This window comes from Pelagivirga sediminicola (assembly GCF_003072125.1).
Classification (GTDB): Bacteria; Pseudomonadota; Alphaproteobacteria; order Rhodobacterales; family Rhodobacteraceae; genus Roseovarius; species Roseovarius sediminicola.
The window spans coordinates 261662-275625 of the sequence record NZ_QCYH01000004.1 but is presented as its reverse complement, the minus strand read 5'-3'; the positions used below and the strand labels follow the sequence as shown (position 1 = coordinate 275625).

General features: G+C 64.3%; 16 protein-coding genes. 6 read left to right on the top strand and 10 right to left on the bottom strand.

Annotated elements, in window-relative coordinates; all coding sequences use genetic code 11:
* Window positions 1-22 precede the first annotated feature (22 nt).
* From queF to queC, 4 genes are read right to left on the bottom strand one after another with little or no spacing between them, the layout of a single operon-like run.
* Window positions 23-487 carry a preQ(1) synthase gene (gene queF, locus DC366_RS09590; protein ID WP_108691971.1) on the bottom strand — a complete coding sequence of 155 codons (465 nt, stop codon included), beginning with the start codon at window positions 485-487 and terminating at the stop codon, window positions 23-25.
* 18 nt (window positions 488-505) lie between these two features.
* Window positions 506-1228 (bottom strand): 7-carboxy-7-deazaguanine synthase QueE, encoded by a 723-nt coding sequence (gene queE / locus DC366_RS09585; protein WP_108691970.1) that lies wholly within the window; start codon window positions 1226-1228, stop codon window positions 506-508.
* Window positions 1225-1581 (bottom strand): 6-carboxytetrahydropterin synthase QueD, encoded by a 357-nt coding sequence (gene queD / locus DC366_RS09580; protein WP_108691969.1) that lies wholly within the window; start codon window positions 1579-1581, stop codon window positions 1225-1227. Before queD ends, queE begins: the two co-directional genes overlap by 4 nt.
* 3 nt (window positions 1582-1584) lie before the next feature.
* On the bottom strand, window positions 1585-2277 hold the full coding sequence (gene queC / locus DC366_RS09575) for a 7-cyano-7-deazaguanine synthase QueC (RefSeq protein ID WP_108691968.1): 693 nt from the start codon (window positions 2275-2277) through the stop codon (window positions 1585-1587).
* Window positions 2278-2434: 157 nt separating this feature from the next.
* Between queC and DC366_RS09570 the strand changes: the two genes are divergently transcribed.
* The 4 genes from DC366_RS09570 to aat all read left to right on the top strand — a co-directional run bounded on the left by DC366_RS09570 (window position 2435) and on the right by aat (window position 5639).
* Complete coding sequence (locus DC366_RS09570; RefSeq protein ID WP_108691967.1) at window positions 2435-2992, top strand: LuxR C-terminal-related transcriptional regulator; 558 nt, start codon at window positions 2435-2437, stop codon at window positions 2990-2992.
* A 117-nt stretch (window positions 2993-3109) separates the two neighbouring features.
* Window positions 3110-3598: an acetyl-CoA carboxylase biotin carboxyl carrier protein gene (gene accB / locus DC366_RS09565; RefSeq protein WP_108691966.1), complete on the top strand. Its 489-nt coding sequence runs from the start codon at window positions 3110-3112 to the stop codon at window positions 3596-3598.
* Window positions 3599-3608: 10 nt separating this feature from the next.
* Window positions 3609-4958 (top strand): acetyl-CoA carboxylase biotin carboxylase subunit, encoded by a 1350-nt coding sequence (gene accC / locus DC366_RS09560; protein ID WP_108691965.1) that lies wholly within the window; start codon window positions 3609-3611, stop codon window positions 4956-4958.
* Window positions 4959-4988: 30 nt separating this feature from the next.
* Complete coding sequence (gene aat, locus DC366_RS09555; RefSeq protein ID WP_108692034.1) at window positions 4989-5639, top strand: leucyl/phenylalanyl-tRNA--protein transferase; 651 nt, start codon at window positions 4989-4991, stop codon at window positions 5637-5639.
* On the opposite strand, the gene DC366_RS09550 is transcribed toward aat, so the two are convergent.
* The 5 genes from DC366_RS09550 to DC366_RS09530 all read right to left on the bottom strand — a co-directional run bounded on the left by DC366_RS09550 (window position 5603) and on the right by DC366_RS09530 (window position 9066).
* The gene (locus DC366_RS09550; protein WP_108691964.1) at window positions 5603-5962 is read right to left on the bottom strand and encodes a DUF2155 domain-containing protein; all 360 of its coding nucleotides are present in this window, start codon (window positions 5960-5962) and stop codon (window positions 5603-5605) included. The two genes, aat and DC366_RS09550, sit on opposite strands and share 37 nt — an antisense overlap.
* Window positions 5959-6423 (bottom strand): outer membrane lipid asymmetry maintenance protein MlaD, encoded by a 465-nt coding sequence (mlaD, locus tag DC366_RS09545; protein ID WP_108691963.1) that lies wholly within the window; start codon window positions 6421-6423, stop codon window positions 5959-5961. The genes DC366_RS09550 and mlaD overlap by 4 nt, the downstream gene beginning before the upstream one ends.
* A 53-nt stretch (window positions 6424-6476) precedes the next feature.
* Window positions 6477-6860: an NADH:ubiquinone oxidoreductase subunit NDUFA12 gene (locus DC366_RS09540; RefSeq protein WP_108691962.1), complete on the bottom strand. Its 384-nt coding sequence runs from the start codon at window positions 6858-6860 to the stop codon at window positions 6477-6479.
* 162 nt (window positions 6861-7022) lie between these two features.
* On the bottom strand, window positions 7023-8291 hold the full coding sequence (gene clpX, locus DC366_RS09535; protein WP_108691961.1) for an ATP-dependent Clp protease ATP-binding subunit ClpX: 1269 nt from the start codon (window positions 8289-8291) through the stop codon (window positions 7023-7025).
* 133 nt (window positions 8292-8424) lie between these two features.
* Window positions 8425-9066 (bottom strand): ATP-dependent Clp protease proteolytic subunit, encoded by a 642-nt coding sequence (locus tag DC366_RS09530; protein WP_108691960.1) that lies wholly within the window; start codon window positions 9064-9066, stop codon window positions 8425-8427.
* Between the two features lie 241 nt (window positions 9067-9307).
* On the opposite strand from DC366_RS09530, the gene DC366_RS09525 reads away from it, so the two are divergent.
* The gene (locus DC366_RS09525) at window positions 9308-10351 is read left to right on the top strand and encodes a cytochrome-c peroxidase (protein WP_108692033.1); all 1044 of its coding nucleotides are present in this window, start codon (window positions 9308-9310) and stop codon (window positions 10349-10351) included.
* A 59-nt stretch (window positions 10352-10410) separates the two neighbouring features.
* On the opposite strand, the gene DC366_RS09520 is transcribed toward DC366_RS09525, so the two are convergent.
* Window positions 10411-12021 (bottom strand): ABC transporter permease, encoded by a 1611-nt coding sequence (locus DC366_RS09520; RefSeq protein ID WP_108692032.1) that lies wholly within the window; start codon window positions 12019-12021, stop codon window positions 10411-10413.
* 313 nt (window positions 12022-12334) lie between these two features.
* On the opposite strand from DC366_RS09520, the gene DC366_RS09515 reads away from it, so the two are divergent.
* The gene (locus DC366_RS09515; RefSeq protein ID WP_108691959.1) at window positions 12335-13879 is read left to right on the top strand and encodes an ABC transporter substrate-binding protein; all 1545 of its coding nucleotides are present in this window, start codon (window positions 12335-12337) and stop codon (window positions 13877-13879) included.
* Window positions 13880-13964 lie beyond the last annotated feature (85 nt).

Genomic DNA, 13964 nt, shown 5'->3' with positions numbered 1-13964 from the left:
ACGCCTGCGGCGCGGCGCATTCTCAGCCGCGCCCGCGGTAAGGCGGCACGCCCTGATCGGGGATCCAGACGCCCTCGGGCATCGGGCCTGTCTGATAGAAGACGTCGATCGGAATACCGCCGCGCGGATACCAATAGCCGCCGATGCGCAGCCATTTCGCCTGCGTGAACTCGGCCAGACGGCGCGCGATGCTGACCGTGCAATCCTCGTGAAACGCACCGTGGTCGCGAAAACTGCCGAGGTAGAGTTTCAGCGACTTGCTTTCGACCAGCCACGCGCCGGGAACGTAATCGATCACCAGATGGGCAAAATCGGGCTGGCCCGTCATCGGGCAGAGCGATGTGAACTCGGGCGCGACGAAGCGCACGTTATAGTCGACATCCGCCTGCGGGTTCTGCACGCGCTCCAGCTCGGCCTTGGCCGGGTCGTCCGGCAGCGCGGTATTCGTGCCAAGCTGTTTCAGATCGCTGTAGATATTCTCGCTCATCTTGTCCTCCGGGCGGCCCTAGACGCCGCGCTTGTTGCCCCATAACATCACATGCAGCTGCGGCAGCACCGTTGCGCCGTGCCACCGGCCCGCAATCACCCGGTCCACCAGCCAGCGCATCCGCGCGTCGATCCCGTCCTGATCGACGGTTGCGGTGTCATCCTCGGGCGGCGGCGGGGTATGGTTGCCCGGTTGCAGATAGACCGGCAAGCCGGGATGGCGCGCCGCCACATCGCGCGCATAGGCAAAGTCCGCCTCATCGAACACCACGATCTTCAGCACCGTCCGCACGCCTGCAGCCGCGTCGATACAGTCCTGCAGCAGCGTCCAATCGGTCTGCATCCCGCTTGACGGTGGTTTGGGGCTGAGCACCAGCATGTCCAGTTGCGAGAACCAGTCCCTTGCCACCGAGCCTTGGGTTTCCATCGCAAACCCATAGCCTTCGGCCCGCCCCAGCGCGATCAGATCGCCCAAGGGCTGGATCGCCGGATTGCCACCCGACAGCGTCACCGTCAGCGGCACCCCGCCAGACAGCCGCCGCACCTCGTCCATCACCGCGCCCGCGCGCATCGGCGCCCAGGTGTGGCGGTATTCGCTGTCCACCGCATGCAGGCTGTCGCACCAGACGCAGCGATAATCGCAGCCGCCCGTGCGCACGAACACCGTCGGCACCCCGATCAGCGCGCCCTCGCCCTGTATCGTGGGGCCAAAGATTTCCGAGACGCGGATCACATCGCTCATGGCCGGTATTCGGCCCATGTCTTGGGTGTTTCGCTGATTTTCACCGCGGCGGTTTCCGCCCAGCGGGCCGCGCACCAGTCATAAAGGTGCTTGGCCATCCGCTCGGCGGTGACACAATCATCGCCCAGCACGTCATTCAGGTGGCGGTGGTCCAACTCGTCGTCGATGTATTGCTTGAGCGGCGCCAGCTCCAGATAGTCGCGCACGAAGCCATGCGCGTTCAGCGCCTCCGACGCCAGCTCGACCACGACAACGTAATTGTGCCCGTGCAGGCGCGCGCATTGATGGTCTTCGGGCAGGCCGAACAGCTGATGCGAGGCTGAGAAATGAAACTCCTTGGTGATGCGATACATGGTCTAGTCCTTTGCCGTGGCGCCCTGCCAGAAATCGGGATCGGCGTAAACCGTCGGGTCGTCCACGCCCGCCAGATGGAATGCCTCGCGTCGCTCCACGCAGGTGCCGCAGCGCCCGCAATGCAGATCCCCGCCCTTGTAGCAGGACCACGTTTCGGCGAACGGCGTGCCGTGCCGGGCGCCGTCAACCGCGATATCGGCCTTGGAGCCGGTGACATAGGGCGTCAGCAGGCGCACATCGGCATACCCGTCCAGCGCGCGGTCCTCCATCGCCTGAAAGGCGTCGATGAATTCGGGTCGGCAATCGGGATAGATGAAATGATCGCCGCCATGCACCGCCGTCGCCACCGCGTCCACCTTTTGCGCGGCGGCCATGCCAAAGGCGATGGCCAGCATGATCGCGTTGCGGTTGGGCACGACCGTCAGCTTCATCGTGTCCTCGGCATAATGGCCGTCCGGCACGTCGATGTCATCGGTCAGGGCCGACCCGCTCAGCGCCACGCCGACGCCCGAGATGTCGATGACATGATGCGCCACCCCAAGGCGGCGGGCGCAAAGGGCCGCAAACTCAAGCTCCTTGGCGTGGCGCTGTCCGTAATCGAATGACAACAGCGCATGCAGATCGCCCGCCGCCGCATAGCGATATGCCAGCGATACCGAATCCATTCCGCCAGAGCAGATGACTATGACCTTCATGTCTCGTCCTTGTTTTGAGCGGGTAGGCTGCGACCGCACCCGCATGCACTTAAGCCCCGCGCGCGCCTGTGGCAAGCGGTGCGGCGCCGGGTGCGGCGTTCCGCGCGTCGCGGCGCGGGCCCATTGCAATCGGCGCGGATAGGGGGCAAATGAGCCCATGCCGCAAACTCAGCTTGCTTTCGATCACGCGCCTATCGGACTTGCGATCCTTGAAAACCGGATCATCAAGCAGTGCAACCTGCGCTTTGCCGAAACCTTCGGCGATGGCACGGTGCCGCCCGATCCGGCCGCGTTCGCCGGTGTCCCGCTGGCGGACTATTACCCCAGCATCGAGGAGTATCGCCGCATCGGCGAGCAGGGTCTGTGCGCCATGCGCAAGACCGGGCGCTACGCCGATCAGCGCATCATGCGGCGGACCGGCGGCACCCTCTTCTGGTGCCGGGTGCGCGGCCAGTCGGTAACGCCGGACGATCCGTTCCGCTGCGGCGTCTGGAGCTTTGCCGACCTGTCCGAAGAGCGCCCCGTCGTCGATCTGACCGCGCGCGAACGCGAGGTCGCGATCCTGACCTGCCGGGGGCTGACGTCCAAGGAGATCGGGCAGGAGCTGAACCTCAGCTATCGCACGATCGAGGTGTATCGCGCGCGCCTTCTGGACAAGTTCGGCGCCCGCAAGCTGGCCGAGCTGGTCGCGAAACTGGGCGGTATGCCCCTGTGATCGCCGCCGCGCGCCGCCCCGGCGCACAAACCCGGTTTTCTATGGCGTCCGCTTGCCATATAACCCCGTCAAAACCTAAGCGCGCCCAGTGCCGGGCGCCAGCCGCCGAGGACCAAAATGCCAAAGAAAACGCATGACGATGACGTCGCCTTCATCAAGGCGCTCGCCGAGCTTCTGAATGAGAACGAACTGACCGAACTGCAGGTCAAGCGCGCCTACGGCGAGGACGACAGCCTGAACGTGCGCGTCAGCCGCCGGACCGAAGCGGCCGCGCCGCAATATGTCGCGCAGGCCCCGATGGCGCAGGCCCCGGCCCCCGCCTCCGCTGCCGCCGCCCCCGCCGCGGCGCCCGGCGAAGACCCCGCCAGCCACCCCGGCGCGGTCACATCGCCCATGGTCGGCACCGTCTATACGCAGGCCGAGCCGGGCGCGCCCGCCTTCGTGTCCGTCGGCGACAAGGTCAGCGAGGGCGACACGCTGCTGATCATCGAGGCGATGAAGACGATGAACCACATCCCCGCCCCGCGTGGCGGCACCGTCAAACGCATCCTCGTCGAGGATGGCGGCGCCGTGGAATACGGCGCACCCCTGATGATCATCGAATAAGGCACGCGCAATGTTCGAGAAAATCCTGATCGCCAATCGCGGCGAGATCGCCCTGAGGGTCATCCGCGCCGCGCGCGAGATGGGCATCCACTCGGTCGCTGTCCATTCGACCGCCGACGCCGACGCGATGCATGTGCGCATGGCCGACGAGAGCGTCTGCATCGGCCCGCCCCCTGCGACCGACAGCTATCTGTCGATCCCCGCGATCATCGCGGCCTGCGAGGTGACGGGCGCGCAGGCGATCCATCCGGGCTATGGCTTCCTGTCGGAAAATGCCGCCTTCGTGCAGATCGTCGAGGATCACGGCCTGACCTTCATCGGCCCCACGGCCGAGCATATCCGCGTCATGGGCGACAAGATCACCGCCAAGGACACCATGAAAAAGCTGGGCGTGCCCTGCGTTCCGGGCAGCGAGGGCGGCGTCGCCACCCTGGCCGAGGCCAAGCGCATCGGCGATGAGATCGGCTATCCGGTGATCATCAAGGCCACCTCGGGCGGTGGCGGCAAGGGCATGAAGGTAGCCGAGAACGCGGCCCAGATGGAGCGCGCGTTCCAGACCGCCCGCGCCGAGGGCAAATCGAATTTCGGCAATGACGAAGTCTATATCGAGAAATACCTGACCACGCCCCGCCATATCGAAATCCAGGTTTTCGGCGATGGCAAGGGCCGTGCCGTGCATCTGGGCGAGCGGGATTGCTCGCTCCAGCGGCGCCACCAGAAGGTGTTCGAGGAGGCCCCCGGCCCCTCCATCAGCGCCAAAGAGCGCGCGCGCATCGGCAAGGTCTGCGCCGACGCGGTGGCCCGCATCAACTATACCGGGGCCGGCACGATCGAGTTTCTCTATGAAAACGGCGAGTTCTATTTCATCGAGATGAACACGCGCCTTCAGGTCGAGCACCCCGTGACCGAGGCGATCTTTGGCGTGGATCTCGTGCGCGAGCAGATCCGCGTTGCCGCCGGTCTGCCCATGGAGTTCGAGCAGGACGCGCTCAAGATCACCGGCCACGCGATCGAGGTGCGCATCAACGCCGAAAAGCTGCCGGAATTCGCGCCGCGCCCCGGCAAGATCACGCAGTTTCACGCTCCCGGCGGCCTTGGCGTGCGCATGGATAGCGCGCTTTACGATGGCTACAGAATTCCGCCCTATTACGATTCGCTGATCGGCAAGCTGATCGTGCACGCCCCCGACCGGCCCGCCGCGCTGGCGCGGCTGAACAGGGCGCTGGGTGAATTGATCGTCGATGGCGTGGAAACCACCGTTCCGCTCTTCCACGCGCTGTTGCAGGACGGGGATATCCAGTCAGGCGATTACAACATTCACTGGCTGGAACATTGGCTGGAGACGCATTTGCGGGGTTAAAGCGTTTCGCAGGCGGGCATGGGTGCGTTTATGCAAGACGACGATTTCGCGCTGACGCCCGAGCTGCTTTTGAACGCCTATGCCGCGGGCGTGTTTCCCATGTCCGAAGGGCGCGATAGCCCCGAGGTTTTCTGGGTCGATCCGCGCCGCAGGGGGATCATCCCGCTGGACGGCCTGCACATCTCGCGCAGCCTGGCCAAGCGGATGCGCCGCGGCGGGTATGACGTGACGCTGAACGCCGATTTCGCCCGCGTCGTCGCGGCATGTGCGGACCGGGACGAAACCTGGATCAACGCCGAGATCTGCCGTCTTTATGTCAGCCTGCATGACCTGGGCCACGCGCATTCGCTGGAAATCTGGCAGGATGGGGCGATGGCGGGCGGGATCTATGGCGTCGCGCTGGGCTCCGCGTTCTTCGGCGAAAGCATGTTTTCCCGCCGCACGAATGGCTCGAAACTGGCGCTGGTGCATCTGGTGGATCACCTGCGGCGCTGCGGCTTCACGCTGCTGGACACGCAGTTCCTGACCGATCATCTGGCGTCGATGGGCGGTGTCGAAATCAGCCGCGGCGCCTATCGGCTGCAGCTGGCGTCAGCGTTGCAGCACGCGGCGGACATCACCAGCCTGCCACTGGACCGCGATGCTCACTCGGTCTTGCAGCGCAGCACCCAGACGTCATAGCGCGGATGATCCAGCGCGTTCAGCGCCGGTGACGACGCGATCATCCAGCCGGCAAACTGGGCGGCATCGGCGCCGTCCTCGCGGATGATGAGATAGGCAAACGCATCGGCCGCCGGATCGCCCACGGGATAGCGACATTCGGCCATCTCGATGGTCATGCGGCCGAATTTCGCCGTCTCGCCCGGCGCCAGCGTGAAATCGGTCGTCTTGCCCGACACCTTTTCAAGCGCCCGCAGCTCGGCCCCCGTGCCGACGGTCGCGCCATCTTGCGCCGCCGCGGCGAATGTTGCGAGCAAGGCCAGAAGCAGCGCGGCGGCCCTCATTCTGCCGCCGCCTTGTCGCTGTCGTCCCCGCCGACGAATTTCATCAGCAGCGACACGAGGCTGATCGACCCTTGGGTGAATTCGATCTGATCGCCCGGCTCGAAATACATGGGCGATCCGCCCGGCAGGATCTCGACATAGTTGCCGCCCAGCAATCCCTCGGACGAGATGGCCAGCGCGCTGTCGTCCGGCACCTCGATGGTCTTGGCAACGCTGATGGTGGTGCCTGCCCGGTAGGTCGCCGGATCCAGCGCCATCGACGTGACGCGCCCCACCTTGACCCCGGCCAGGCGCACATCGGTGCCCACAGTGATCCCGTCAGCCGATCTGAAGCTGGCGGTCAGCTCGTAACTGTCCGTTCCGGCCGACGCTCCGGTCAGCTTGCCCGCATAGAGGACAAAGCCCAGCGCGACCGCCACCACGACAGCGCCCGCGATGATTTCGCTTTTGTTTTCAGCCATGTCCGCTCTCTGTGTTCGGGATCGGGTGCATCATTTGCCCGTCCGGCGCGCGATCATTCAGGGCGCCACGCCTCGTAATCGCTGCGCGGCTTGGGCACGCTGCGCCGGATCGACCCTGCCGGCGCATAGGCCAGCGGCGTTCCGGTCAGGTTCTCAAGATGCGGCTTTTCCCACGGCTGGCGCGGCAGCGGCGCTTCGGTCGGCGCCTCCTGATAGGTGTGGTGCAGCCAGCCATGCCATTCGGGGCTGACGCGGCTCGCCTCCATCTCGCCGTTGTAGATGACCCAGCGGCGCCCGCCATCCTTGGTGCGATAAAACATGTTGCCCTGGCTATCCTCGCCCACCTTCACGCCCTTGCGCCATGTGTAGAACTGAGTGTTGAGCGTTTGCCCATGCCACCATGTGACGGCGCGCAGCAGCGAGTTGAGAATGCCCATGTAATCCTCCGCAGATCGTTGTCCCTGATATGGCGCATCGGCGGGCAAACGTCCAGTGGCGCGATAGGGCGAAAGGCGCGAGTGAGCGGAAGGACCGCGCTGCCAACGAAAAAGGGCAAGCCCTGCGGCTTGCCCTTATGCCTCACTTGCGGATCGCTGGGATCACCCGGCCGATGCGCCTTCCTTCTTGGCGCTTTCGGAGTAGATCATCAGCGGCGCCGCATCGGATGTCACGGCCTCCTCGTTGACGACGACCTCTTCGACGTTTTCCATGCTCGGCAGCTCGAACATCGTATCCAGAAGGATGTCCTCCAGAATCGAGCGCAGGCCGCGCGCGCCTGTCTTGCGCTTGATCGCACGCTTGGCGATGGCGGTCAGCGCGTCATCGGTGAATGTCAGCTGCGCGTTCTCAAGCTCGAACAAGCGCTGGTATTGCTTGACCAATGCGTTCTTTGGCTGCGTCAGGATGGTGATCAGCGCGTCCTCGTCCAGATCCTCCAGCGTCGCGATCACCGGCAGACGTCCGACGAATTCAGGGATAAGCCCGAATTTCAGCAGGTCTTCCGGCTCCAGATCCTTGAACACCTCGCCGATGCCGCGGTCGTCCTTGTCGCGCACATCGGCGCCAAAGCCCATCGCGCTGCCCTTGCCGCGCGCCGCGATGATCTTGTCCAGACCGGCAAAGGCGCCGCCGCAGATGAACAGGATGTTGGTCGTGTCCACCTGCAGGAATTCCTGCTGCGGATGCTTGCGCCCGCCCTGCGGTGGCACGGCGGCAACGGTGCCTTCCATCAGCTTCAGCAACGCCTGCTGCACACCCTCGCCGCTGACATCGCGGGTGATCGAGGGATTCTCGGACTTGCGCGTGATCTTGTCGACCTCGTCGATATAGACGATGCCGCGCTGCGCGCGCTCGACATTGTATTCAGACGCCTGAAGCAGCTTGAGGATGATGTTTTCCACATCCTCGCCGACATAGCCGGCCTCGGTCAGGGTGGTCGCATCGGCCATGGTGAACGGCACATCGAGGATGCGCGCCAGCGTCTGCGCCAGCAGCGTCTTGCCGCAGCCGGTCGGGCCGATCAGCATGATGTTGGATTTCTGCAGCTCGATATCGCCTGATTTGCCCGAGTTGTTCAAACGCTTGTAGTGGTTGTGAACGGCGACAGACAGCACCCGCTTGGCCGTGGCCTGCCCGATGACGTAATCATCCAGCACATCGCAGATCTCGCGCGGGGCGGGCACACCTTCGGAGGATTTCAGTCCCGCGCTGCGGGTCTCCTCGCGGATGATGTCCATGCACAGCTCGACGCATTCGTCGCAGATGAACACGGTCGGACCCGCGATCAGCTTGCGCACCTCGTGCTGGCTCTTGCCGCAAAAACTGCAATAGAGGGTGTTCTTGCTGTCGCTGCCTGAATTATTCGACATGATCTACCTTTCGGGCGGTGCGTTGCAATCGGGGCCCGAACGGGCGTCGGGCCGCCTTTGTCATTAGCTTATGGCAGGCACCGGGCGGCGACAATCGCAAAATGCCGCGCCTTTGGGCCTGACCTTTTACCCGTTACGGGCTGGTTTTTTCGTCATCTTCAGGCTTGATGCGGTTCTCGACGATCTCGTCGATGAGGCCCCAATCCTTGGCTTGCTCGGGCGACATGAAGTTGTCGCGCTCCAGCGCTTCCTCGACCTTTTTCAGGGTCTGGCCGGTATGTTTGACGTAAATCTCGTTCAGCCGCTTCTTCAGCTTCAGCGTCTCTTCGGCGTGAATCATGATGTCCGTCGCCTGGCCTTGATACCCGCCGGAGGGCTGGTGGACCATGATCCGGCTATTGGGCAGCGAGAACCGCATGCCGGGTGCGCCCGCCGTCAGCAGCAGCGATCCCATCGAGGCCGCCTGACCGATCACCAGCGTCGACACTTTGGGCCGGATATACTGCATCGTGTCATAGATCGACAGGCCCGAGGTGACGACACCGCCGGGGCTGTTGATATACATGCTGATTTCCTTTGACGGATTCTCCGCCTCAAGATGCAGCAGCTGCGCGACGATCAGGCTGGACATGCCGTCATGGACCGGGCCGCTCAGGAAGATGATCCGCTCTTTCAGCAGGCGCGAGAAGATGTCGTAGGCCCGCTCGCCCCGGCTGGTCTGTTCGACCACCATCGGCACGAGGGTATTCATGTAGGTGTCCATTGGGTCTGTCATATTCCGCCTTGCCTGCTGAAGTGCCTCTGATCCTTATCTGACCAGATCCTAAAAGAGTCTTAGTATCGCGCCCAAGGGGCCGCAAGGGCGCGCCGGGAAATTGTCGGCGCCGCCCTGCCTGCCTTGGGCCGCAGGCGCCGCGCAAGTTTTTTGCCGCATGCGTGTTGCGTCAGATCAAGGCGCCCGCATGCGCCATACCAAAGATAGGGGCGCCCTCAACCGTTCCAAGGAGAATCGGAACATGCATCGACCATTGCTCGCCGCCACAGCCGCCAGCGTCCTCGCCGCGCCCCTTGCCGCCAGCGAGCTGCGCGACACCGCTCTGGATTATTTCGCGCCGCTTCCCTCGACGCTGATGGCGCCCAAGGACAACAAGATCACGCCCGAGAAGATCGATCTAGGCAAGGCGCTGTTCTTTGATCCGCGCATGTCGGCCTCCGGTGTCTTTTCGTGCAACTCCTGCCACAACCTGGCAACGGGCGGCGATGACAACATGCCCGTCTCGATCGGGCATGGCTGGCAAACCGGGCCGCGCAACTCGCCGACCGTGCTGAACTCGGTCTTCAACGTCGCGCAATTCTGGGACGGCCGCGCCGAGGATCTCAAGGCGCAGGCCAAAGGCCCGGTTCAGGCCGGGGTCGAGATGGCGAATACCCCTGAAAATGTTGTCGCAACGCTCAATTCGATGCCGCAATATGTCGAGTGGTTCAAAGGCGCCTTCCCCGACGAGGCCGATCCCGTCACCTTCGACAACTTCGCCAAGGCGATCGAGGCGTATGAGGTCACGCTCACCACGCCTGCGCCCTTCGATGCCTATCTGAATGGCAACGAGGATGCGCTGACGGCGGACCAGAAGGCGGGGCTCGAGCTCTTCATCGACAATGGCTGCGTGGCCTGCCACAGCGGCGTGAATGTCGGCGGGCATGACTATTATCCCTTCGGCTTGATCGAAAAGCCGGGCGCCGACGTGCTTCCCGAAGGCGACGTGGGCCGCTTTGCGGTGACCGAGACGGCGGATGATGAATATGTGTTCCGCGCCTCGCCCCTGCGCAACGTCGAGCTGACGGCGCCTTACTTCCATTCCGGCGTGGTCTGGGGGCTGAAGGAAGCGGTGCAGATCATGTCGATCTCGCAGCTGGGCGACAAGATGCCTGACGCCGAAGTGGACAAGATCGTCGCCTTCCTCGGGTCGCTGACCGGCGAGATGCCCGAGGTCGTGTATCCCGTCCTGCCGCCCGAAACCGATACGACCCCGCGCCCGTCGGGCGAAATCATTCCAAACTGACGTGTGCCGCATGACGGCGCCCCCTTGCCGCCCCCCCCCGGAGCGACGATCGGGCGCCGTCAGACGCTCTCGCGCCCGATGGTGCGACACAACAGCAGGACCGGGATCAGCCCGAAACCCACCAGCGCGAGCGATGGCACGGCGGCCTCGCGCAGCCTTTCGTCGGCGGCAAGCCGGTAGGCCTGAACCGCCAGCGTGTCAAAGTTGAACGGGTGCAGGATCAGCGTCGCGGGCAATTCCTTCATCACGTCGACAAAAACGATCAGCAGCGCGGTCAGCACCGAGGTGCGCGCCACCGGCAAATGGACGCGCCACAGCAGCTTGCCCGCGCCTTGCCCCAGGCTGCGCGCGATCGCGTCATAATGACCCGGCACCGTCGCCATGCCGCTGTCATAGGCATTGAGCGCGGCGGCCATGAACCGTGCCATATAGGCCAGCACCATCAGCCAGATCGACCCGGTGATCAGCAGCCCCGTCCTGACGCCGAAATTGCCCCGCATGAAGCTGTCGATGGCGTTGTCCAGCCCCGCCATCGGCACCATCAGCCCAACCGCTATGACGCCGCCCGGCACGGCATATCCAAGGCCCGCGCCCACCACCAGCGCGCGTGACGTGCGCCCCGGCTTGGTGCGGGCGCGAAACCCGATCAGGATCGCGCCCAGCACCGTCAGCACCGACGCCACCGCCGCCAGCAGCACCGAGTTGCCCATGAGCGAGACATAGCGCGGCTGAAGCAGGCTCTGCCCCGATCCCCATGCCATGACGCCCAGCATCACCACCGGGATCAGGAATCCCAGCAGGACCGGCAACAGACAGATTGCCGTGGCGCCCCACGCCTTCCAGCCTGCCAGCTGCGGCTTGGTCAGCACCTCGAACCGCGCACCCCCTTGGGTGGCCCGCCGCGCCCGCCCCCGCTGCGCGCGCTCCAGCCCTGCCAGCAGCAGCGCAAAGACCAGAAGGCACAGCGAAAGCTGCGCCGCCGTCGCCCGCTCGCCCAAGGAGAACCACGCCTGATAGATGCCGGTCGCGAAGGTCTGCACGTTGAAGAACGCGACCGTGCCGTAATCGGCGATCGTCTCCATGATCGCCAGCAGCGTGCCGCCCATGATCGCCGGGCGCGCCATGGGCAGCGCCACCGCCCAGAACGCCGCCAGCGGCGGACGGCCCAGCGTGCGCGCCACCAGAAACGCGTTCGAGCTTTGCTGACGAAACGACGCGCGCGCCAGCAGGTAGACATAAGGATACAGCACCATCGTCAGCATCAATGCCGCGCCTCCGAGGCTGCGGATCTCGGGGAACCAGTAATCGCGCGGGCCCCATCCGGTGACGTCGCGCAGCAGGGTCTGCACCGGGCCGGGATGGTCCAGCAGCGACGTGTAGGCATAGGCCAGCACATAGGCCGGAAAGGCCAGCGGCAGCGCCAGCGCCACCTCCAGCAGCCGCACCCCCGGAAAGCGATAGACCGTCACCAGCCACGCCGTCGCCGTGCCGATCACCGCCGCGCCGCTGCCGACGATCACCACGAGCGCCAGCGTCGTCGCCGTATAGCGCGGCAGCACGGTGGACAGCACGTCACGCCATGTCTGCAGATCACCGCCCAGCGCCGCCAACGCCGCCGCAAGGATCGGCGCCACGCATAATGCGGCGACCACCCAGGCCAGCCGGTACATCAGCCGTTCGATCAAGAGAAACCCCAAACGCCAGGCGCCTATGCCTGAGCGTTTCGATCAATAATCGGGGCACCCCAGAGGGTCAAGGCACCCTGCCCCGCTGCACCCGCCATTCGCGCCAGCACCGGCCGCGCCGCGCGCCATATGCCCGCCACAGCCTGCCATACGGCTATTTTCAAACGGTTTCCGTGACGGCATGGGCATCCCGGCAGGGCAAGCCGCCTTTACACTCCTTCAGAATCGGGACAACCTGCGCCATCGGCTCGCGCCTCGCCCGGCGCTGCGCGCAATTAAACGATCAGGGAGATCTTCCATGAAAACACTTCGCACCCTTGCCACGGCCACCGCCACGGCGCTGCTTCTGGGCGTCGGCGGCATGGCTTCGGCGCAATCGCTGAACTTTGCCTATGACGCCGACCCCGTCTCGCTCGATCCGCACGAGCAGCTTTCGGGCGGCACACTGCAGCTGAGCCACATGGTCTTTGACCCGCTGGTGCGCTGGAACAAGGACCACGGCTTTGATCCGCGCCTCGCAACCGAATGGGAACGGGTGGACGACACCACCATGCGCTTCAAGCTGCGCGAGGGGGTCAAATTCCACTCCGGCAACGAGATGACCGCCGAAGACGTGGTCTGGACCGTCGAGCGCCTGAAATCCTCGGCCGATTTCAAGGGCATCTTCTCGGGCTGGACCTCGGTCACCGCGGTTGACGACTACACCGTCGAGATCAAGACGGACGGGCCCAGCCCGCTGATCCTGAACACCGCCACCTATGTCTTTCCGATGGACAAGAAGTTCTACGAGGACGGCGGCGCCGAGATCGCGAAACATGGCGACAGCTTTGCCTCCAAGAACATCTCGGGCACCGGCCCCTTCACCGTCGCCGAGCGCGAGCAGGGCGTGAAGATGGTCTTCAAGCGCAACCCGGACTACTGGGACACGGACAGCCCCGGCAACGTCCAGACCGCCACGCTGACCCCGATCAAGGAAGCGCCGACGCGCGTTGCGGCCCTGCTGTCGGGCGACGTGGATTTCATCGCGCCCGTCCCGCCCACCGATCTGGAGCGGATCGAGGCCGACGACAACGTCAACCTCGTCACCCTGCCCGGCACGCGCATCATCACGCTGCAACTGAACGGCAAGCGGAACGAGGCGCTGGCCGATCCCAAGGTGCGTCTGGCGATGGTCAACGCCATCAACAACGAAGGCATCGTCAGCAAGATCATGAAGGGCTTCGGCACCGTCGCCGCGCAGAACTCGCCCGAGGGCTATGTCGGTCACAACCCCGACCTGAAGCCGCGCTTTGACGTTGCCAAGGCGCAATCGCTGATGGAAGAGGCCGGATATGCCGACGGTTTCAGCGCCTCCATGATGTGCCCCAACAACCGCTACGTGAACGATTACAAGATCTGCGAAGCGGCAGCGGCGATGCTGGCCAAGATCAATATCGACATCGACCTGACCACCATGCCCAAGGCGCAATACTGGCCGAAATACGATGAACGCGCGGCGGACATCATGATGATCGGCTGGCATTCGGATACCGAGGATTCGGCGAACTTCTTTGAATTCCTCAACATGACGCCGAACGCCGACACGGGCAAAGGTCAGTATAATTCGGGCAACTATTCCAACCCGAAGGTTGACGAGATGACCATGGCCTCGCTGTCCGAAACGGACGCCGACAAGCGCGCCAAGGATCTGCAGGAGATCGAGAAGATTCTGTATGACGATGCGGCCTTCATCCCGCTGCACTGGCAGGATCTGGCATGGGCCGCGCGCAAGGGCGTGGATATCGAGCCGATCCTGAACGTGATGAACTTCCCCTATCTGGGCGATCTGGTCATCGAAGAATAAAAGCATCTTGCGACGGGCCGGTCATGCACCGGCCCGCCGCGACGTCACCCTGCCCGCAGGGGTTGACGCGAGGGGCAGCTACCGC